This is a genomic window from Pseudomonadota bacterium (assembly GCA_023229365.1).
Lineage (GTDB): Bacteria > Myxococcota_A > Polyangia > JAAYKL01 > JAAYKL01 > JALNZK01.
In genome coordinates, this window is the sequence record JALNZK010000018.1 from 45,062 (window position 1) to 63,343 (window position 18,282).

The window sequence follows — 18,282 nt, forward strand, 5'->3', positions numbered from 1 at the left end:
AGATGACGACGATCAAGACCTGGCAGTGCTCCGTCTGCGGTTACGTGCACAAGGGCGACGCGCCGCCGCGGCAGTGCCCGGTGTGCGGCGTGGACGAGGATCTGTTCTCCGAGATGGCCTCGGTCGCGGTGCCGGTCGCGGCCTCGGCAGCGCCGTCGATGATCGCCGAGTGCGACACCGGGGCCGACTTCCGCGGCTCGATCCTGATAGTCGGCGCCGGCGTGGCCGGGATCGAGGCCGCCGAGGCGGCGCGGGAGACGGCGCCCGGCGCGCGGATCACGGTCGTGTCGAAGGAGCTCGGCAAGCCGTACCTCCGGCTCAACCTGACGCGGTTCCTGGCGGGCGAGGTCGACGAGCCGAGCCTCGCGATGAAGCCGCCGTCGTGGTTCGCGGAGAGCCGGATCGAGCTCGCCCACGGCGACGTCGTCGAGCTCGGCCTCGCGGATCGCAGCGCGCTGCTCCGGGACGGCCGCGCCCTCCCCTGGGATCGCCTCGTGCTCGCGTCCGGCGCGCACCCGTTCGTCCCGCCGTTCCCCGGCGCGACTCGGCGCGGCGTGCACGTGCTGCGCACGCTCGCCGACGCGCACGCGATCCTCGCTCGGGCCGGGAGCGGCACCCGCGTCGTCTGCGTGGGCGGCGGGCTGCTCGGGCTCGAGGCCGCGGGCGCCCTCTCCCGCCGCGGCGCGCGCGTGACGGTGCTCGAGGGGTGGGGGTGGCTTTTGCCGCGGCAGCTCCCGGAGCGCGCCGGGCTCTTGCTCGCGGAGGCACTCGGCGCAACGGGGATCAGCGTGGTCCATGGCGCGAAGGTCAAGGAGATCTCGGGCGACGAGGACGCGCACGGCGTGGTGCTCGAGGGCGGCGAGGAGCACCCGGCCGAGCTGGTCCTGCTCGCGACGGGCGTGCGGCCGAACAGCTACCTCGCGCGCCGCGGCGGCATCAAGGTCGACTCGGGCGCGGTCGTCGACGACGGGATGCGCACGTCGCACGCGGGGGTGTTCGCGGCCGGGGACGCGGCGGAGCACAGGGGCCTCGTGTACGGGATCTGGCCGGCGGCGTACGCCATGGGACGCGTGGCCGGGATCAACGCGGCCGGCGGCGCGGCCGAGATGGCGCGGATGCCGCTGTCGAACCGCATCAAGGTGCTCGGCGTGGATCTGTTCAGCATCGGCGCCGTGAGCCCGACGGACGGGAGCGCGGCGATCTTCGACGAGGAGCCCGCGCCCGGCGTCTTCCGCCGCCTCGTCACCCGCGACGGGAAGCTGATCGGCGCCGCGCTGTACGGCGACACGGCGCAGGCGCAGCTCGTGCAGGCCGCGATCGAGACCGGCGCCCAGCTCGCGGACTCCTCCGCCCTGCTCACGGCGCTACCCGCGTTCGCGCGATCCCTGGGGCTCTGAGCGGGGCCGATCCGCGCCCGATTTCTCCTACCGGTCCGAGCCAGGTATTTGACATACATGGACATACCTTGTAGTTTAAGGTGTGTACATGTAGGAGAATATCATGGCAAAAGACACCACGGCGAATCCGGTCACGGGCGAGATCGAACTCCCGTCCGGCAGGGCTCCTGTCGACGTCCCGTCCCGCAAGCACGAGGTGCTCGGCATCCTGTCGTTCATCGCGGCGCTCGCGCTGATCCTGGCGTTCGGCTCGTACGACGGGGTCGCGCCCGAAGGCGGGCCCGTCACGTCGGGCAACCTGATAGGGCCGGTCGGGATGTGGATCGCCCACGGCGCGTTCGTGGGGATCGGCCTCGCGGCGTACATCATCGACGTCTGCCTCTGGGTGTTCGGCTGGATGCTGTTCACCGGCCGCTCCGACGGCGTGCGGGTGCGGAGCCTGCTCGGCGTGATCGCGATCGTGATCCTCTCCTCGATCTTCCTGCACACGTTCATGGCGGGCGCGACGGTGCTCGGCGGGCACGACGCGGGCGGCGCGGTCGGCCTCGTGCTCGGCGAGCTCCTCCACGGCGCGGTCTCGACCGTCGGGACGTACATCGTCACGGTCGGCGGCGTGGCGCTGCTCGTCGTCCTGATCACGGACCTCTCGCTCTACCTCGTCAGCCGCACGGCCGGCTTCCTCGCGCTCCGCGGCGCGCGCGCGGCGGGCGGCCTCGGAACCCGGATCGTCCAGGCCTGGCGCGAGCCCCCGGACGCGAACGCCGTGCGCCCGCCCGAGCCGCTCATCGTCGTGTCGAGTGCGTTCGACGACGGGGCGATCGACGATCCCGCGCCGTGCGAGCCCGTCATCGTCACCAAGGCGAAGGCGAAGAAGAAGGCCAAGGCGAAGCCGGCCGAGGAGCGGATCGCGATCTTCCGCGAGGAGCCGGACGCGCCCACGGCGTTCTCCATCCCGCCCCTCTCCCTGCTCGATCCGCCGGCGCCGTCCGCGGCGCGCGTCGATCGCGGCTACCTCGTCGAGATGACCGAGCGGCTCGTGAAGGTGCTCGCCGACTTCGGCGTGCTCGGCGAGGTGCGCGAGATCCACCCCGGGCCGGTGGTGACGATGTTCGAGTTCCAGCCGCGCTCGGGCACGAAGCTATCGAAGATCGGCTCCCTGTCGAACGAGATCGCGATGGCGCTGGAGATGACGCGCGTCCGCGTCGTCGCGCCGATCCCGGGCAAGAACGCCGTCGGCTTCGAGCTCCCGAACAAGGAGCGCGAGACCGTGCGGCTGCGCGAGATCCTCGAGGACGACGCCTACGCTGCCAACCGCAAGGTGAAGCTGCCGCTCGCGCTCGGCAAGGACATCACCGGCACGCCCTACATCATCGACCTCGCGAAGATGCCGCACCTCCTCATGGCGGGCACGACCGGATCGGGCAAGTCGGTCTCCGTGAACACGATGCTGCTCAGCCTGCTCTACCGCTACACGCCGGACGACCTGCGGCTCCTGCTCGTCGATCCCAAGATGATCGAGTTCCAACCGTACAACCACATCCCGCACCTGCTCCTGCCGGTCGTCACCGACATGAGCCAGGCGTGCCTCGCGCTGAAGTGGGCGGTCGACGAGATGGAGCGCCGCTACCAGCTGTTCGCGGACTTGGGATCGCGCAACCTCGAGTCGTACAACACGAAGGTGGAGAAGATCCGCGCCGTCGCGGAGGGGCGCCAGGGCACGCCGCTCGTCGAGGCCGAGACGATCGTCACGGACGCGGGCGAGGTCGTGGAGCTCGGCGCGATCCCGCGGCCGGAGGAGAAGCTCCCCGAGAAGTTGCCGCTCGTCGTGATCTGCATCGACGAGTTCGCGGATCTCATGATGGTCGCCGCGAAGGACGTCGAGACCTCGATCGCCCGCCTGTCGCAGAAGGCGCGCGCGGCCGGCATCCACCTCATCGTCGCGACGCAGCGGCCGTCCACGGACGTCGTGACCGGCCTCATCAAGGCGAACTTCCCGGCGCGCCTCTCCTGCCAGGTCTCGTCCGGCATCGACTCGCGCACCATCCTCGGCACGAACGGCGCGGAGAGCCTGCTCGGCAACGGCGACATGCTCGTGCTGCCGCCCGGCACCTCGGACCTCGTGCGCGTGCAGGGCGCGTTCGTGAGCGACGAGGAGATCAACGCGGTGGTCGAGTTCCTCAAGGCGCAGGGGCTCCCCTCCTACGACGAGGACATCCTGAAGCCGCGCGATGGCGACGGCGGCGCCGGCATCGACGAGTCCGAGAAGGACGAGATCTACGACCAGGCGGTCGCCATCGTCGCCGAGACCCAGGCGTGCTCGATCTCCATGATCCAAAGGCGGCTGCGCATCGGCTACAACCGGGCGGCGCGCATCGTCGAGATCATGGAGAAGGAGGGCGTCGTCGGGCCGGCGAACGGCGTCAACAGGCGCGACGTCCTCATCGGGCCGCAGTAGCCTCGTTCCTGCCCTTCTCCGAGAGCCCTCATCCCTGCCCTTCTCCCGGGGGGAGAAGGGTAACCTCACCCTCTTTCTCCCTCTCCCACCGGGAGAGGGTCGGGGTGAGGGCCGGGCCGGGGTGAGGGCCGGCCCCGGGGTGAGGGCTCGAAGTGAGAGGACCCTCTTCCCGAATCGGACGTTCGGGCGAGAAGTTGCCGGAAATCGCATACGGGTTGTCTTTTTCCCCGCGCCGGGCGAACGTGTCCGCACTGGGTCCCCTCTCTCAAAGGAGCTGGTCGATGAAAGCCAAGACGCGAATCCTCCTCTCGGCGTCCTTCGTCGTCTGCATGATCGCCGCGGCGTGCGGCGAGAAGAAGACCGATGAGCCGAAGGGCGCGGTGGCGCCCGCGGTGAAGGACGCCGCAGCCGCCCCCGCGGCGAAGGCGCCGGAACCGCCGAAGGCGCTCACGCTCGCCGAGAAGTGCGCGCTGTTCGAGCCGCCGTGGAAGGGCGGCAGCTGGGTCGAGTGGGGGCAGAAGAACCCGGAGGCGGGCGAGGAGTGGTACGACACGATCGAGGAGAAGATGAAGAACGCCGATCTCTCGGTGCTCCCGCAGTGCACGGAGCTCGAGCACGTCTTCGTCGGCTTCAGCGCGCTCCCGGATCTCGCGCCGCTCGCCGGGCTCGGGAAGATCAGGCGGCTCGACCTGCGCATGATGCCGCAGATCAAGGACCTGGCCCCCCTGCGCGCGCTCCAGAGCCTCGAGTACCTCAACATCACCGGCACGGGCGTGGAGGATCTGACGCCGCTCGCCGACGTCGCGAGCCTCGTCGAACTCGAGGCGCGGATGCTGACGGCCAAGGACCTCACGCCCCTCGGCGCCCTGCCCAACCTCGTGACCGTCGACTTCCTGAAGTGCCCGGTCACCGACGTCCAGCCGCTCGCGACGGCGCCCAAGCTCGAGAAGGCGCTCCTGTGCAACACCGACGTGGCCGACATCGCGCCGCTCGAGAAGGCCGCGGATCGCCTCAAGGCGCTCGATCTGTGCGACAGCCGGTTCCGCGACTTCAAGAAGCTGAAGGCGTTCAAGAACCTCACGTTCCTCCGGCTGTGGGGGCTCCCGATCGAGGATCTTTCCGTGCTCTCGGGGATGACGGAGATGGACGACCTCGATCTCTCGAAGACGCCCGTGAAGGACCTCACGCCGTTGCACGGCATGAAGAAGCTGAAGACCCTGCGCCTTTTGATGGTGGAGATCGATCCACAGCAGATCGAGGCGATGCGCGCGGCGGTGCCCGGTGTCGATATCATCCAGAAGATCACCGCCAATTAGCGCCGCCAACGGCGGGCGGGACGAGCCGGCCCCTCGCTCGCGGCGCCTGAACCTCGCGCTCCTGTGGCAGGGACAGCTCGTCTCGTCGCTCGGCGACGCCCTGTATCGGATCGCGCTCGGCTTCTGGATCCTCGCCGAGACGGGCTCCACCGCGATCGCCGGCGGGGTGATCGCCGCCTCGACGCTGCCGCGCGTCCTCCTCTCTCCCCTCGCGGGCGCCGCCGCCGACAGGCTCCCGAGAAAATGGATCCTCGTCGCCGCGGATCTCTCGTGCGGAGCCGCGGTGCTCTGGATCGGCGTCGCCGCGCGGGGCGAGTCCCTCGAGTTGTGGATGGTCGTCGCCGCCTCGCTCGCGGTGGGCGCCGGCGCCGCGTTCTTCAACCCGACGCTCGAGGCGGTGCTCCCGGATCTCGTCGCCCGCGGGAACGTCGTGCGCGCCAACGCGGCGTTCGCGCTCGCCGGAACCGGCGCCGCGCTGATCGGCAGCTCGATCGGGGGCTTCGCCTACGCCGCCGCCGGCGCGTCGCTCCTGTTCGTCCTCAACGGGCTGTCGTTCGTCTTCTCGGCCCTCACCGAGCTGCCCTTGAAGCTCCCCCCGCCGCCCCGCTCCTCGCGCCCGCCGGGAGGGCTCCGCGGCCAGCTCCGCGCCGGAGCCGCGGCAGTCCGGGCCGTCGCCGGCCTCGGCTGGCTGTTCTCCGCTTCGATTTTCGCGAGCTTCCTGATGGCCGGGCTCTTCTTCCTCCTGATGGCGCTCTGCCAACGGCGCGCGGATCTCGGCTCCACCGCGTACGGCCTGCTCATGGGCGGGCTGTCGGCAGGAGCGATCGCGGGCTACCTGCTCACGAGCGCGAGCTCCGCGCCGCCGCGGGCTCGCGCGGCGGTGTTCTGCTCGGGCGGCGTCGCGTCCGGCGCCGCGCTCGCGGTCGTCCCGGCGATCCCCGGGACCGCGGGGATGGTCCCGCTCCTGGCGATCGCCGGCCTCGGCATCTCGTTGAGCGCGCCTCTCTTCACCACCGCGGTCCAGCTGTCGGTGCCGGACGCCGACCGCGGGACGGTGCTCGGGCTGCGGTTCGCGTTGATGACGGGGGCGACGCCGCTCGGCGTGGCGGCCGCGGGCCTCGCGTCGGAGGTCGTCGATCCGGCCCACCTCATCGCGTTCGCGGGATCGGGGATCGCGGCGGCCTACCTCGCCACCTCAGCGGTGAGATCGGCTCGCGCGGTGCTCGGGGTCGAGCCGGGCCGGCGCTAGCAGAACTTCTGGCCCGCGCATCCCGCGCAGCTGTTCGGGCGGTCGTTCTTGTCGCGCTTCGCCGACTTGAGGATCTTCGGCTTCGCCTTCTTCGTTTCCTTCTTCATCTCGTTCACTGCTCCTCGTTCGAACCGTCTACACCTACTTCTACCACCTGCGCTTGAAGACAGTCAAACGAGCAGTGATCGCGGACCGACAGTCCCTCGGCGTGCGCGAAGCCCGCGCAGCGGTTGCACGACCGCCGGAGCTCGCACGTGGGACAACCCTCCAGGTCGGCCACGGTGATCCGCCGGAGCCGCTCCAACACCTCGGCGCGCGCCCAGATCTCGGCGAGCGGCGCCTCTCGGATCGAGCCCGCGGGAGTCCGCAGCTGCAGGCATGGGTGCACCGTTCCGTACGGGTCGATCGACACCGCGCTCGCGCCGGCGCCGCACGGCCTGTCGCCGGGCCCGCGGTCCCGCATGCGCGGCGACGCCCCGGGCGGGAACGCGGCGAACGCGCGCCGGATCCCCTCGGCGTCGACCGCGAGCGCCTGCGGATCCTTCGCGCCGTCGCGCCGCGGCGCCATGTGGAGCCCGAGCGCGGCAGGGATCCGCTCGCGCACCAGGAGCGCCCGCATCCCCTCGATCCCGTCGACGGTCCCCGCCATCGGCGTCACCGCGGCCCGGACCCGCACGCCGAGATCGCGCAGCGCCCGCAGGCAGGCGAGCGCGTCGGCGAAGGAGCCCGCCTCCCCGGTCACGCCGTCGTGCACCGCGGCGCTCGGCCCGTAGAGCGAGACCTGGGCGGTGTCGATCCCCCGCCGCGCGAGCCTCTCGAGCAGCGCCCGATCGAGCCCCCACCCCGACGTGATGAAGGAGACGGCGAACCTGCGATCCCGGGCCGCCGAGAAGATCTCCTCGAAGTCGCGGCGCAGGAACGGCTCGCCGCCGGTCAGCAGGAGGAAGAGGCCGCCGAGGCGCCGCAGATCGTCGAGGAAGCCGACGATCTCCGCGGTCGAGAGCTCCTCGCGCGGATCGCCGCCGCAGTGGCCGAGGTAGCAGTGACGGCAGCGCAGCCCGCACCGGTACGTGAGCTCGACCTGGCAGTGGAGCGGGACGAGGCTGTCCGCGGCCCAGCGGTTGAGCTCCTCGAGCAGATCCTCCCCCTCCCCTTCGTCCCCTGCCTCCCGTGATTCCCCTTGCCGGGTTCTGCCGATCTCGGCGAGGAACTCCTCCTCGTCGTCCGAGAACGCGTCGTCACCTCTATCGAGGCGCTCGAGCAGCTCGCCGCCCTCGGCGTTCAGGAGGTGCAGATCGCCGGTCGCGTGATCGACGAGCGCGGCCCGGTCGCCGAACGACCGGAAGGAGACGAGCGGAGACAGCCTGGGGCGCGCGCGCACGTTCAAACTCCTTGTCGATACGACCACATCTTATATTGTAGGCGACGACATGGCACGACCTACCATGAGCCGGGCGAAGCGGTTCCTGTTGACCCTCGGCGTCGTCACCGCGGTCGTGATCGCGCTGATCATCCTGAAGCCGGGGGGGCGTCCCGGGCAGAGCGTCCAGCCCTTCGAGCGTCCGGCGGAGCCCGTCACGGCCGCCGCGCCCGCGCGAGAACCCGCGCAGGCGAGCGCAGAGGCGCCCGCCCGGCCCCCGGCCCCGCAGCACGGCGCCGACGCGGTGGTGCGCTCCGGCGAGGAGATCGATCCGAAGCCCAAGGCGGCGCGGCCGCTCGCGACCCCGGTCTGGAGCGCGCCCGTGGATCTCACGTTCTCGTCGTTCAAGGCGCTGCGCCGGGGCTACCGGGCGACCCACGACTTCTCGTCCGAGGAGGTCGCGCGCCTCCACGGCGCCGCGGCGAGGGTCAAGGGCGCGCTCATGCCGATCGATCCGGTGCCCAAGTCGGGCGAGATGAGGCGCTTCTGGCTCGCGAACCCGGTCGTCGTCATGGCCGGGTGCATCTTCTGCAACCCGCCCACCCTGGGCGATCTCGTGTACGTCACGACGGCCGGCGACGCCCCGCTCGTCGTGGATCGCGAGCGGCTCTATAGGAGCGTCGTCTACGCGAAGCTGCTCGGCCGCCTCGAGCTCGGGCCCGGGAAGAGCGACGATGGCGTGGAGTACCTGTTCTCCCTGAGGATGCGGGAGCGACTGGAGTAGGATGGCGTCATGGCGGGCGGGATCGAAATCAGGTCGGTCGACAAGGGCTATCTCGATCGCTCCGGGGCGCGGCAGCGTGTGCTCCGGGCGATCTCCCTCTCGGTCGAGGGCGGCGGGACGGCGATCCTCTCGGGCCCGTCCGGCAGCGGCAAGTCGACCCTGCTCAACCTGATAGCGGGGCTCCACCTTCCCGACGCCGGCGAGATCTCGGTCGACGGCACGGCCGTGAGCGCGCTCGGCGAGTCGGCGCGCGACGCCTTCCGGGCGGCGCGGATCGGCTACGTCTTCCAGACGTTCAACCTCGTCTCGCCGCTCACCGCGCTCGAGAACCTCCTCGTCCCGGCGGCGCTCTGCGGCGAGGCGCCGGACGAGAGCGCGGCGCGCGCCGTCCTCGGCGAGCTCGGCCTGGCCGGGCACCTCGACAAGCGGCCGTACGAGCTGTCCGTGGGCCAGCGCCAGCGGGTCGCCGTCGCGCGGGCCGTCCTCCGCGGGCCCGCGGTGCTCCTGGCCGACGAGCCCACGGCGAACCTCGACGAGGAGTCGACCGGCGCGGTGATCGGAGCGATGCGGCGCATCCTCGACGGCGGGGCGACCTTGGTGCTCGCGACCCACGATCCGCTGCTCGCCGAGGCGTTCCCGGGCGTCGTCCTGGACGTCGTCACCGGGGAGGTGCGGCCATGATCCGCTCGAAGCCCTCCGCGGTCGTCACCCTGGCGCTGCGGTACCTCGCCGAGCGCCGCTTCGCGACGTGGGTGTCGGTGCTCGCGATCGCGCTCTCCGTGATGCTCGTCGTGGCCGTGGGCAACGTCAACTTCGCGGTCAAGAAGACCGCCGTCGAGGGATCGATCCGCTACCCGCTCCTCGTGGGGCCGGAGGGCGCGTCGTCGACGCAGCTCGTGTTCTCGACGATCTTCCACGTGGACAAGCCGACCGGCACGATCCCGTTCGAGGTCTACGAGAGCCTGCGGCGCGATCCGCGCGTGATCGCCGCCTACCCGCTCGCGGTGGCCGACTCGGTGGGGAGCTACCCGATCGTCGGCACCGACGCCGCGATGCTCGCCGATCTCGGGGTCGGAGCGGCCGCAGGCGCGCTGGAGCTCGGCGCGGTCGGGGACGCCGTGCTCGGGAGCGAGGTCGCCGCGCGGACCGAGCTGGGCGTCGGCGACTCCTTCCACGGCACCCACGGGATGGTGGGCGGCGAGGAGGCGCACGAGCACGCCGAGATCGCGTACCGCGTCGTCGGGATCCTGAACCGCACGGACGGCCCGGAGGACGGCGCCGCGTACACCTCCTACGCGACGGTCTGGAAGATGCACGGCGCCGAGCGGCACGGGGCCGGTCGCGAGGAGGAGGACGGACACGCCGGGGCGAAGGACAAGTACCACCTCGGCGAGGGCCGCCTGACCGCGGTGCTCGTGCGCACCGCGAACCCCGGTTTCACGGCGGCGCTCGAGCGCGAGGCGACCCTGACCGCCGGCACGCAGGGCGTCGACACGGGGCGCGCGATCCGCCGCATGGTCGGGTACCTCAACAAGGGCGAGCGCGCGGTGGAGCTGTTCGGCGCCCTCGCGCTCTCCGTGGCGGTCGCCATGATCCTGGTGACGCTCGTCATGAGCCTGAGCGCGCGGCGCAAGGAGCTCGCGCTCCTGCGCAGCCTCGGGGTCGGCCGGCTCACGATCGCGTCGATCATCATGGTCGAGGCGCTCGTCATCACCGTGTCCGGCGCGGCGCTCGGCGTATTGCTCGGTCACTTCGGCGTCTGGTGGTCCGAGCACCTCATAAAGGACGCCATGGGCGTGGCCGTGGAGCCGTGGGTCTGGACGTCGATGGAGACCACGGCGGCCGTCACGGCACTCGTCGCGGGCCAGCTGCTCGGGCTCGTCAGCCTCCTGTGGACCTACAGGATGAACCTCGTGGAAGAGGTCTCGCGGGACTGAGGGCAATGCCGTCCGCTATCGGTCTTCTTTCCTGAAACCAATCCGGTGGGCGGACTTGGCCGGTGGCGCCATCAACGCTCGCATAGCGCCGAGCAAGTCGATGATCTGTTCATCATGAGTCTCGAGCTTTCGCTCGAGCTCCGCCAGTTTGTCGGCCAGATCCTGATGCGCGTCGACGAAACGCTTGAGCTTGGTGAACGCGCGGACCACGAAAATGCTTATTTCTATGGCACGGGACGAGTTCAGAACTGAAGCGGCCATGAGCGCGCCGTGTTCCGTGAACGCGAACGGTGAGCTGCGCCGCCCACCTCTGCCCTCGTTTGATATCGCAAATTGCGATATCAAACTTTCGTGCTCTTCAGGAGTGAGCTGAAACATGAAATCGGCTGGAAATCGGACCAGGTTGCGCTTCACCTGCTCGTTCAGCCTGTGCGTCTTGACGCCATAGAGCTCCGCGAGATCCGCATCGAGCATCACCTTTACCCCGCGCAGAGTGAAGATCGTGCGCTCGATGGGATCCAACGGGCCAGTGATAAGTTTCTTCACAGGGACATCTCCCGCGCGCACTTCGCGTCGATCGGTCGCTTCCCCCTGAATCGGACGTTCTGGGGAAAAGTTGCGGAAAATCGACCAGCGCGACCTTCGGGACACCTATAATTGGTTTCAGAGGTAGCGCTTATGAACACGAGGGTAGCTCTTGGACAATCGGCTCTCCGCTCGCTCGGGATCACCGCGCTGACGTCCCTTCTCTTGGCGATCCCACGATTTGCGGGGGCAGGTGACAACCCTTCCTGCTATGGGTCGTTCGGCGAGTTCCCGAGCGAGGACGATACTGATGTTCCGTTGAACCCGATCTTCTTCTCCCAAGATTTCAGCTACGTCCAGGACTTCGCGGGGGAAATCGCCTCCTTCCTCTTGCGCCGAGCCGACGGGAGCGGTGGCTCGATCCCCGCGTCGGAATTCGTTACTCTCGAAGAGTACCCCGTGTGCCTCTTCGTCGCCTATAAGCCCGACATCGAGCTGGAGCCGCAGACCGCCTATGTCATCGAATGGGATTATCACGATGTCGAGTTCACCACCGGTACCGCCAGCGACCACGACCCACCAGTCCTGGAGACTGACCCGCACGATCCTTGCGAGATCACGTACGGCGCCGACGAGCGTCTGGTGCTCATGGTGTATTATGGTCAGTACAGCTTGTATATCGTTGCGCCCGAAGGCGGAAGCGTACCGGGATGCGGAAGCCCGAGGACGGTGTACGACGCGGCGGGAAACTCGGTGGAGGTCGGGGGCAACGACGCCCCGGACGGCGGCTGCGACGCGTCCGCCGCGGGCTCACCGCTGGGACACGGCGGCGGGTTGCTGCGCGCGCTGCTCTGAAGTGCATCGACGTGATCACCGAAATCCACATCCAAAAACGCGCGTGGCGTACCCTCTTTCAATGAAGACGTACCATCACCGAACGGAGAACCGACCCATGAAGAGAGCCGCTCTCGTGTTATCGATTCTGACGCTCGCCGCGCCGGTCGCGCACGCGTCGTGGACGATGCAGCAGTGCAACGGCGACCAGAACACGACCTACCTCTCGATCGGCGCCGGGAGCACGTCCGTCGCGGCGGCGATGGGCTACATCAACTCGGGCTCCAGCACGCAGGTCCTGTACTCCCACACCGCGGACGGCGACTCCTGGGTCGAGGGCGGCTTCGCGCTTTACGGGAGCGCGGTCGGCTTCGCGGACGCGTCCGTGGGCTACATGGGCGGCCTGATCGGCAAGGTCTGGCGGACGATCGACGGCGGCGCGTCCTGGGCCGAGATCCCCGAGGCCGCGCTCGGCGCCGGGACGATGATGGACGGCGACGCGGCGGTGGACGTCGTGGTGTCGGACGACGGTGCGACGGTGTGGATCGTCGGAGCGGCCGGCCGCTGCTCCCACTCGGAGGACGGCGGCACGACCTGGACCAAGATCGACGTGACGCTGCCGGCGGGTGAGGAGCTCGCCGTGACAGGGGGCGCGATCCGCGGCGAGACGATCTGGCTCGTGGGCGGCCTTTTGATGACCGCGCCGACCGAGGCGACCGACACGGAGGAGGCGACCCCGGGCAACCCGGCGTCGAGCGGCTTCGTGCTCCGCTCCGACGACGGCGGCACGAGCTTCGAGACGATCGCGTCCGACCTCGACTACTCGCTCGACGGCGTGTCGTTCGTCAACCCGGAGGAAGGCTGGGCCGCCGCGGCGAAGTACACCGAGGACGGCGGCGCGATCGGGATCACGTCGGACGGCGGCGAGACGTGGGACTTCGTTGCCCCGCCGGATCTCCCGGACGACGAGGTCGTCGGGCTCGCGATGGGCGCCTCGAAGGTGATCGCCGGGTGCGGCGACGTGCGGTTCTTCGGCCGGCTCGTCGGCGTCGCGTCGTGCACGACGAGGACCTACGAGTACGACGGCTCCAACGGTCTCTACCTCTCGACGGACGGCGGCGAGACGTGGGCCGTCCAGACCGGGTACAAGGCGGCGTTTCCGAACCAGTTCGCGGCCGCGAGCGCGATCCTCGACGCCGCGATGCCCGACTGCAACCGCGTCTGGCTCACCGGCGAGGGCAAGGTGATCGCGCGCTGGGACAACGACGACACCTCCTTGGACTGCGAGGAAGGCGGCGCGCCGAGCGACGAGGCTCCGGCCGACGACGACGCGGCCGGCTCGGGCGGCGGCGGGTGCGGCTGCGCGGCGGCTGGGGCCACGTCGGAGCCCGCACCTTCCTTGTTCGCCCTTTTCTTCTGAGCTCAGCGCAACGAGAAGCTCTGGTAGACCAGCGACGCCCGCTCGACCTGGCGGCCGGCGACGAGGCGGAGCTTGCTCCGGAACATCGGTCCCGCCGTGACGCACGTATGGAACTCGCCGTTCTCTCCGCACGGATCGACGCCGCGCGGGAGGGCTGCGATCAGCTCGGCGTCCCACCTCCGGCCGAGGAAAGAGCGATCGAAGACGCGCGTGTCGACACAGGACACGTGCGACTCGATCCCGGCGTCGATCATCTCCTTCGCGAGCGCCGCCGGGCCCTTGCCCCACAGCGGGAACTCCGCGGCGATGCCGGTACCCTCGAGGTTGCGCTCGCGGCTCGACCTCACGCCCTCGAGCGCGATGTCGCCGAACGCGATCACGTCGATGCGCTGCGATCGGGCGCGGCGCATCTCCTCGGCCATGATCGCCGCGTACACCTCGTCGGTCCAGCCCGGGGGCAGCCAGATCTTGTGGAGCGCCGTGCGCGCGGCGACGGCCTGGGCTTCGAGGATCCCCTCGTTCGCGGCGTGCAGGAGGGAGCACCGCGTCTCGGCGCTCATCGTGGTGAACAGCCCGACGACCGAGAGATCCGCGCGGCGCCTCAGCAGGTGGAGGGCGTACGCCGCGTCCTTGCCGCCCGACCAGGCCAGCAGCGCGCGCCGGCGCTTCATCAGAGCACCCACTCCTCCGGGACGCCCGCCGCCTCGACCATCGCGGCGCGCGCCGCGCCGGGCGACGCCGGATCGAGGGCGCCGGCCTTCCCGTCCCGGACGAGGACGATGCCGTCGCCGAAACGCTCGGCGTCGGCGATCGAGTGCGAGACTATCAGGAACGCGGTCCCGCGGCGCGCGCGCATGTCGGCGAGGACGCCGTGCAGGGCGAACCGCTGGGCGACGTCGAGGTGGCTTGTCGGCTCGTCGAGCAGGACGAGCGGCGCCTCTTCGGCGAGCACCATCGCGAGGCGCGCCCGCTGGCGCTCTCCGCCGCTGAGCTCCCCGAGCCGGGCGTCCCGGAGCTCTCGGACGCGGCACAGCTCCATCGCCGCCTCGACCTCGCGCACGTCCCCGGGGCCGAGGTGCCCGAAGCGGCCCAGGTACGGCGTGCGCCCGAGCCGCACGAGCTCCGCGACGGTGAGCCCGGGATCGATCTCCTGCTGCTGCGGCAGGAACGCGACGAGCTTCGCCCGCTCCCGCGGCGAGAGCGACGGCACGCTCCGTCCGGAGACGATCACCTCGCCCAGGAGCGGCGGGAGCTGGCCGCAGATCGTCCGCAGCACGGTGCTCTTGCCCGCGCCGTTCAGCCCGATGATCGAGACGGACTCCCCCACCCCGAGGCGCAACGCGCCTGCGTCGACGACGGCGCGCGCGCCGTAGCCGCAGACGAGCCCGCGCGTCTCGAGCGGCGTCACGCGCCCCTCCGCATCTCGCGCCGGATCAGGGCGAACAGGATCGGCGTCCCGATGAGCGCGGTCAGGACGCCGACCGGCAGCTCGGCGGGCGAGATCACCGATCGCGCCGCGGCGTCCCCGATCACGAGGATCAGCGCCCCGCTCGCGGCCGCGAGCGGCACGTTCGCGCGGAAGTCGCCGCCGACGAGGAGGCGGACCGCGTGGGGCACGATCAGCCCCACGTACCCGACCATCCCGGAGAGCGACACCGCGAGGCCGGTCAGGAGGCTCGCCGCCCACGCGGACTCCCGCAGTGTCCGGCGCGTGTCGACGCCGACGAGCCCCGCGCCCTCCTCGCCGAGCGCGAAGGCGTTGATCGCCCCGCCCCGCGTCCACGCGAAGGTCGACGCGAGAGCGACGCCCGCGGCGGCGACGTAGATCTGCCCCCACTCCGCCGAGCTGACGCCGCCGGCGAGCCAGAACGAGGCGAACCGGAGCCGCAGCGGCTCGAGCGACACGAGGAGCACGGTCATGATCGCCGCGCAGAACGCGTTCACGACGATGCCGCCCAGGATCAGCCCGAGCACGGTGACCCTCCCCCGCGGCCCGCGGGAGAGCGTGAGCACGAGCGCCGTGGCCGCCTGCGCCCCCGCGAACGCGGCGACGGGCACGACCCACCAGCCGAGCGCGGGGATCGCGTGCGGGATGGCGTAGAGCGCGACCACCGCGACGCCCGCGCCGCCGGACACGCCGAGGAGGAACGGATCGGCGAGCGGGTTGCGGCTCACGCCCTGCAGGAGGAGCCCGGCGACCGCGAGCGCCGCCCCCGTGAGCGCGGCCGCCACGACGCGCGGCACGCGGAGCTCGGCGATCACCGCCGCGAGCCCCCGATCCGCGCCGGAGATCAGCCGGATGGGCCAGTCGAGCTCGAGCGTCAGCTCCCCGCCCCTGCTGCCGAGCGCCGCGGCGGCGTACGCGGCCGCCGCGAGGAGCGCGACGGCGCAGAGCGTCACCGGTGCGACCCTGAGCCTCACGGCGCGCCCCCGTCCACCGGCGCCCTCTCGCGCAGCGCCGCCGCCAGCGCGCGCAGGCCGTCCGCGAGCCTCGGCCCGGGGCGCGACAGGAGATCGCCGTCGATCTCCGCTATCACGCGCCCCGCGGACGCGGCGGCGAGCGAGGACCACCCGGGCCGGCCCATGATCTCCGCGGCGGCGTCCTTCCCCGCGAGCCCGTTGTGCGCGACGAGCACGACCTCCGGCGCCGCGCGGATGATCGCCTCGGCCGAGATCTGGACGTACGGCTTGGTCACGCCGCTCGCGGCGTTACGTCCGCCCGCGAGCTCCACGAGCTCGGCGACGAAAGAACCCGGTCCTGCCGTCCATGGCCGGGTCGGGTCGGCCGCGTCGATCTCGACGTACACCGACGGCCGCGGCGCCGCCCCGATCCCGCGCGCGACCTCTTCCCGGACGGCGAGCATCTCCTCGGCCTCCCTCCGCGCTTCGGCCTCCCTGCCACAGAGCGCGCCGAGCTTGACGAGATCCGCGGCGACCTCTTCGTAGTTATCCGGGTGCAGCACGGCGACCTTTAGCCCGACGCGCTCGAATGTGTCGGCGTTCCTGCCGTCGTCGGCGAACAGGAGCACGATATCCGGCGAGAAGCCGGCGACGTTCCGCACCGAGACCTGCACGCCGTCGACCTTCGGGATGGCGTCCACGCCGGGCGACGGGTGGTCGGACCACGTGTCGCGCAGGATCACGCACCCGCCGCAGCCGATCGCGAACAGCGACTCGACGAAGCACGGCGCGAGCGCCGCGATCCGCGTCGCCGGCCTCTCGATCGCGACCTCGCGGCCGAGATCGTCGGTGATCCGGATCGCCGGCCTCCTCGCCTCCACGGGCGCGGCGACCTCCTCCGCCGCGTTGCAGGAGGCCGTCGCGGCGAGCGCCGCGAGGGCGACGAGGAGCCCTGTGTCCGTGCGAGCCATCAGCGCAGCATGACGATCATGGCGGCGATGCGCCCGGCGATGTCGTCCATCACCTCGCGCTGGGTGCGGGAGCCCGCGTACGACTCGCCCGCGGCCGAGCCGGACGCGATGCTGCGGCCGTCGCCCGAGAACCGGGTGGGGGGGATGATCCGCTCGCCTTCCGCCCCGTCGAGGCTGATCATCACCTCGACGCGCCACACCGTGTCGCACGGCAGGAGCACGCCGCCGCTGCGCATCGTCATGCCGGTCTCGTCGCCGATCGCCGCGATGACCATGCTCAACACCGGGGCGCCCGCACCCTCGGCGACCACCTCGATCCCGAGCGCGGCGAGCTGGCGGCGCACCTCCTCGGTGAACGGCGCCGCGACCCCGCCGAACGAGCTCTCGTTCTTCGCGACCGGCACCGCGACCTTCGTGATGGCGTCCGGATCCTTCGCCTCCCCGGCGAGCGGCCTGTACCCGCACGCCGCGAGCAGGCCGAGCGCCAGCGCGAGCGCCGGAGGGAGGGTGATTCGCGGCTTGGGCATCGCGCCAATCTAATCTTTTTCGTTGCCTCGTCGCAAGGCCGGGCGTCAAACTCCCAGCGAATGACAGACGCCCGGCAGGAGGCCCTCGTGAGCCCGTTGCAGTTGCGCCCCGTGGTCTGGGCGGCGCGGCTCCTCGCGGGCGTCGTGATCGTGCACGGCGCCCTCGCGGCGCTGATCTTCAACGAGCTCCCCGCGCGCATCCCCGTGCACTTCGGCTCGGGCGGGGCGCCGGACGCGTTCGCGAGCCCGGGGCTCTCGAGCTGGTTCTTCATGGTGATCGTCTCCGCGATCCTGGCCCTCGTCGTCGGCTCGGCCTCGCTCGCGATCTTCCGCATCCCCCCGAGGTGGCTGAGCCTCCCGCGGAAGGCGGCGTTCCTCGCGCTCCCGGAGCCGGATCGCCGGGCCGTGCTCGGCGTGGTGTCGGCGTTCACGATGCTCCTCGGCGCGACCGTGTGCGCCGGGCTGCTGGCGATCCACGTCGTCGTGGCGCTCGCCGCGCTCGGCGTGATCGAGGCGTTCCCGATCGCCGCGCCGTTCGTCATCACGGGCGCCGTGTTCATCCTGCTCGTCGCGATGTTCATCCGCGTGTCCGCGGCCGTCGAGTCGGCGACCGCGCGGCGCGTGCAAAACAGGAGGTGATCTCATGGCTCGGACATTTTGGCTCGCCGTTCTCCTCGCGTCGGCCCTCTTCCCGCTCGGGTGCGGCGACGACGACTCGATAGGCGGCGAGGGGGAAACGGACTCCGATTCGGACACGGATTCGGATGGAGATTCGGACACGGACTCCGACTCCGACACGGACACGGACTCCGACACGGACACCGACTCGGACACGGATCCGGAAACGATCACGGCGCAGGTCGAGTTCCAGACGTCGATGGGCGACTTCGTGATCGGGCTCTACGGCAACGAGATGCCGATCACGGTCGAGAACTTCCTCGCGTACGTGAACGACGGGTTCTACGACGGGTTCATCTTCCACCGCGTCATCGCGGACTTCATGATCCAGGGCGGCGGCTTCGACGAGGAGCTGATGGCGCAACCGACAGACCCGGCCATCGAGCTCGAGATCTCCGACTGGATATCCCACCAGCCAGGCGTGATCGG

The 18,282-nt window shown here is 70.8% G+C and carries 18 protein-coding genes; 11 read left to right on the forward strand and 7 right to left on the reverse strand.

Annotated features, from left to right (window positions below; genetic code table 11):
- Nucleotides 1-2: 2 nt before the first annotated feature.
- The 4 genes from M0R80_11125 to M0R80_11140 all read left to right on the forward strand — a co-directional run bounded on the left by M0R80_11125 (nucleotide 3) and on the right by M0R80_11140 (nucleotide 6,417).
- Nucleotides 3-1,397, forward strand: a complete 1,395-nt coding sequence (locus M0R80_11125) for an FAD-dependent oxidoreductase (GenBank protein MCK9460181.1) — start codon at nucleotides 3-5, stop codon at nucleotides 1,395-1,397.
- A 103-nt stretch (nucleotides 1,398-1,500) separates the two neighbouring features.
- A complete protein-coding gene (locus M0R80_11130) occupies nucleotides 1,501-3,852 on the forward strand; it encodes a DNA translocase FtsK 4TM domain-containing protein (GenBank protein MCK9460182.1) in 2,352 nt (783 codons plus the stop codon).
- 281 nt (nucleotides 3,853-4,133) lie between these two features.
- Nucleotides 4,134-5,168 carry a hypothetical protein gene (locus M0R80_11135; protein ID MCK9460183.1) on the forward strand — a complete coding sequence of 345 codons (1,035 nt, stop codon included), beginning with the start codon at nucleotides 4,134-4,136 and terminating at the stop codon, nucleotides 5,166-5,168.
- A complete protein-coding gene (locus M0R80_11140) occupies nucleotides 5,134-6,417 on the forward strand; it encodes an MFS transporter (GenBank protein MCK9460184.1) in 1,284 nt (427 codons plus the stop codon). The genes M0R80_11135 and M0R80_11140 overlap by 35 nt, the downstream gene beginning before the upstream one ends.
- Before the next feature lie 112 nt (nucleotides 6,418-6,529).
- Here M0R80_11140 and M0R80_11145 read toward each other — a convergent pair whose 3' ends face one another.
- Nucleotides 6,530-7,798, reverse strand: a complete 1,269-nt coding sequence (locus M0R80_11145; protein MCK9460185.1) for a radical SAM protein — start codon at nucleotides 7,796-7,798, stop codon at nucleotides 6,530-6,532.
- Nucleotides 7,799-7,847: 49 nt separating this feature from the next.
- Here M0R80_11145 and M0R80_11150 point away from each other — a divergent pair, with 49 nt between their 5' ends.
- The 3 genes from M0R80_11150 to M0R80_11160 are packed head-to-tail and all read left to right on the forward strand — an operon-like array spanning nucleotide 7,848 to nucleotide 10,498.
- On the forward strand, nucleotides 7,848-8,561 hold the full coding sequence (locus M0R80_11150; GenBank protein ID MCK9460186.1) for a hypothetical protein: 714 nt from the start codon (nucleotides 7,848-7,850) through the stop codon (nucleotides 8,559-8,561).
- Nucleotides 8,562-8,570: 9 nt separating this feature from the next.
- Nucleotides 8,571-9,242, forward strand: a complete 672-nt coding sequence (locus tag M0R80_11155) for an ABC transporter ATP-binding protein (GenBank protein ID MCK9460187.1) — start codon at nucleotides 8,571-8,573, stop codon at nucleotides 9,240-9,242.
- Nucleotides 9,239-10,498, forward strand: a complete 1,260-nt coding sequence (locus tag M0R80_11160) for an ABC transporter permease (GenBank protein ID MCK9460188.1) — start codon at nucleotides 9,239-9,241, stop codon at nucleotides 10,496-10,498. Before M0R80_11155 ends, M0R80_11160 begins: the two co-directional genes overlap by 4 nt.
- A gap of 15 nt (nucleotides 10,499-10,513) precedes the next feature.
- Here M0R80_11160 and M0R80_11165 read toward each other — a convergent pair whose 3' ends face one another.
- A complete protein-coding gene (locus M0R80_11165; GenBank protein MCK9460189.1) occupies nucleotides 10,514-11,044 on the reverse strand; it encodes an ORF6N domain-containing protein in 531 nt (176 codons plus the stop codon).
- A gap of 297 nt (nucleotides 11,045-11,341) precedes the next feature.
- Here M0R80_11165 and M0R80_11170 point away from each other — a divergent pair, with 297 nt between their 5' ends.
- Both M0R80_11170 and M0R80_11175 read left to right on the forward strand, forming a co-directional pair.
- Nucleotides 11,342-11,878, forward strand: a complete 537-nt coding sequence (locus M0R80_11170; protein ID MCK9460190.1) for a hypothetical protein — start codon at nucleotides 11,342-11,344, stop codon at nucleotides 11,876-11,878.
- A gap of 97 nt (nucleotides 11,879-11,975) precedes the next feature.
- Nucleotides 11,976-13,277: a glycoside hydrolase gene (locus tag M0R80_11175; protein MCK9460191.1), complete on the forward strand. Its 1,302-nt coding sequence runs from the start codon at nucleotides 11,976-11,978 to the stop codon at nucleotides 13,275-13,277.
- Nucleotides 13,278-13,279: 2 nt separating this feature from the next.
- Here the strand turns inward: M0R80_11175 and M0R80_11180 are convergent, their stop codons facing one another.
- From M0R80_11180 to M0R80_11200, 5 genes are read right to left on the reverse strand one after another with little or no spacing between them, the layout of a single operon-like run.
- Nucleotides 13,280-13,948: an ATP-binding protein gene (locus M0R80_11180; protein ID MCK9460192.1), complete on the reverse strand. Its 669-nt coding sequence runs from the start codon at nucleotides 13,946-13,948 to the stop codon at nucleotides 13,280-13,282.
- Nucleotides 13,948-14,685: an ABC transporter ATP-binding protein gene (locus tag M0R80_11185; protein ID MCK9460193.1), complete on the reverse strand. Its 738-nt coding sequence runs from the start codon at nucleotides 14,683-14,685 to the stop codon at nucleotides 13,948-13,950. Before M0R80_11185 ends, M0R80_11180 begins: the two co-directional genes overlap by 1 nt.
- A complete protein-coding gene (locus M0R80_11190) occupies nucleotides 14,682-15,698 on the reverse strand; it encodes an iron ABC transporter permease (protein ID MCK9460194.1) in 1,017 nt (338 codons plus the stop codon). Before M0R80_11190 ends, M0R80_11185 begins: the two co-directional genes overlap by 4 nt.
- Nucleotides 15,695-16,648 (reverse strand): ABC transporter substrate-binding protein, encoded by a 954-nt coding sequence (locus M0R80_11195; protein ID MCK9460195.1) that lies wholly within the window; start codon nucleotides 16,646-16,648, stop codon nucleotides 15,695-15,697. Before M0R80_11195 ends, M0R80_11190 begins: the two co-directional genes overlap by 4 nt.
- The gene (locus M0R80_11200) at nucleotides 16,648-17,175 is read right to left on the reverse strand and encodes a hypothetical protein (GenBank protein ID MCK9460196.1); all 528 of its coding nucleotides are present in this window, start codon (nucleotides 17,173-17,175) and stop codon (nucleotides 16,648-16,650) included. The genes M0R80_11195 and M0R80_11200 overlap by 1 nt, the downstream gene beginning before the upstream one ends.
- 87 nt (nucleotides 17,176-17,262) lie before the next feature.
- Between M0R80_11200 and M0R80_11205 the strand changes: the two genes are divergently transcribed.
- Nucleotides 17,263-17,814 (forward strand): DUF1648 domain-containing protein, encoded by a 552-nt coding sequence (locus tag M0R80_11205; GenBank protein ID MCK9460197.1) that lies wholly within the window; start codon nucleotides 17,263-17,265, stop codon nucleotides 17,812-17,814.
- Nucleotides 17,815-17,818: 4 nt separating this feature from the next.
- Nucleotides 17,819-18,282: peptidylprolyl isomerase (locus M0R80_11210; protein MCK9460198.1), on the forward strand; the 464-nt coding region annotated here is incomplete at its 3' end.

Excerpts from the sequence above, each read along its gene's own strand:
- M0R80_11125 (MCK9460181.1), top strand. The coding sequence starts at position 3 with ATGACGACGATCAAGACCTGGCAGTGCTCCGTCTGCGGTTACGTGCAC.
- M0R80_11130 (MCK9460182.1), top strand. The coding sequence starts at position 1,501 with ATGGCAAAAGACACCACGGCGAATCCGGTCACGGGCGAGATCGAACTC.
- M0R80_11135 (MCK9460183.1), top strand. The coding sequence starts at position 4,134 with ATGAAAGCCAAGACGCGAATCCTCCTCTCGGCGTCCTTCGTCGTCTGC.
- M0R80_11150 (MCK9460186.1), top strand. The coding sequence starts at position 7,848 with ATGGCACGACCTACCATGAGCCGGGCGAAGCGGTTCCTGTTGACCCTC.
- M0R80_11155 (MCK9460187.1), top strand. The coding sequence starts at position 8,571 with ATGGCGGGCGGGATCGAAATCAGGTCGGTCGACAAGGGCTATCTCGAT.
- M0R80_11160 (MCK9460188.1), top strand. The coding sequence starts at position 9,239 with ATGATCCGCTCGAAGCCCTCCGCGGTCGTCACCCTGGCGCTGCGGTAC.
- M0R80_11175 (MCK9460191.1), top strand. The coding sequence starts at position 11,976 with ATGAAGAGAGCCGCTCTCGTGTTATCGATTCTGACGCTCGCCGCGCCG.
- M0R80_11180 (MCK9460192.1), bottom strand. The coding sequence starts at position 13,948 with ATGAAGCGCCGGCGCGCGCTGCTGGCCTGGTCGGGCGGCAAGGACGCG.
- M0R80_11195 (MCK9460195.1), bottom strand. The coding sequence starts at position 16,648 with ATGGCTCGCACGGACACAGGGCTCCTCGTCGCCCTCGCGGCGCTCGCC.
- M0R80_11200 (MCK9460196.1), bottom strand. The coding sequence starts at position 17,175 with ATGCCCAAGCCGCGAATCACCCTCCCTCCGGCGCTCGCGCTGGCGCTC.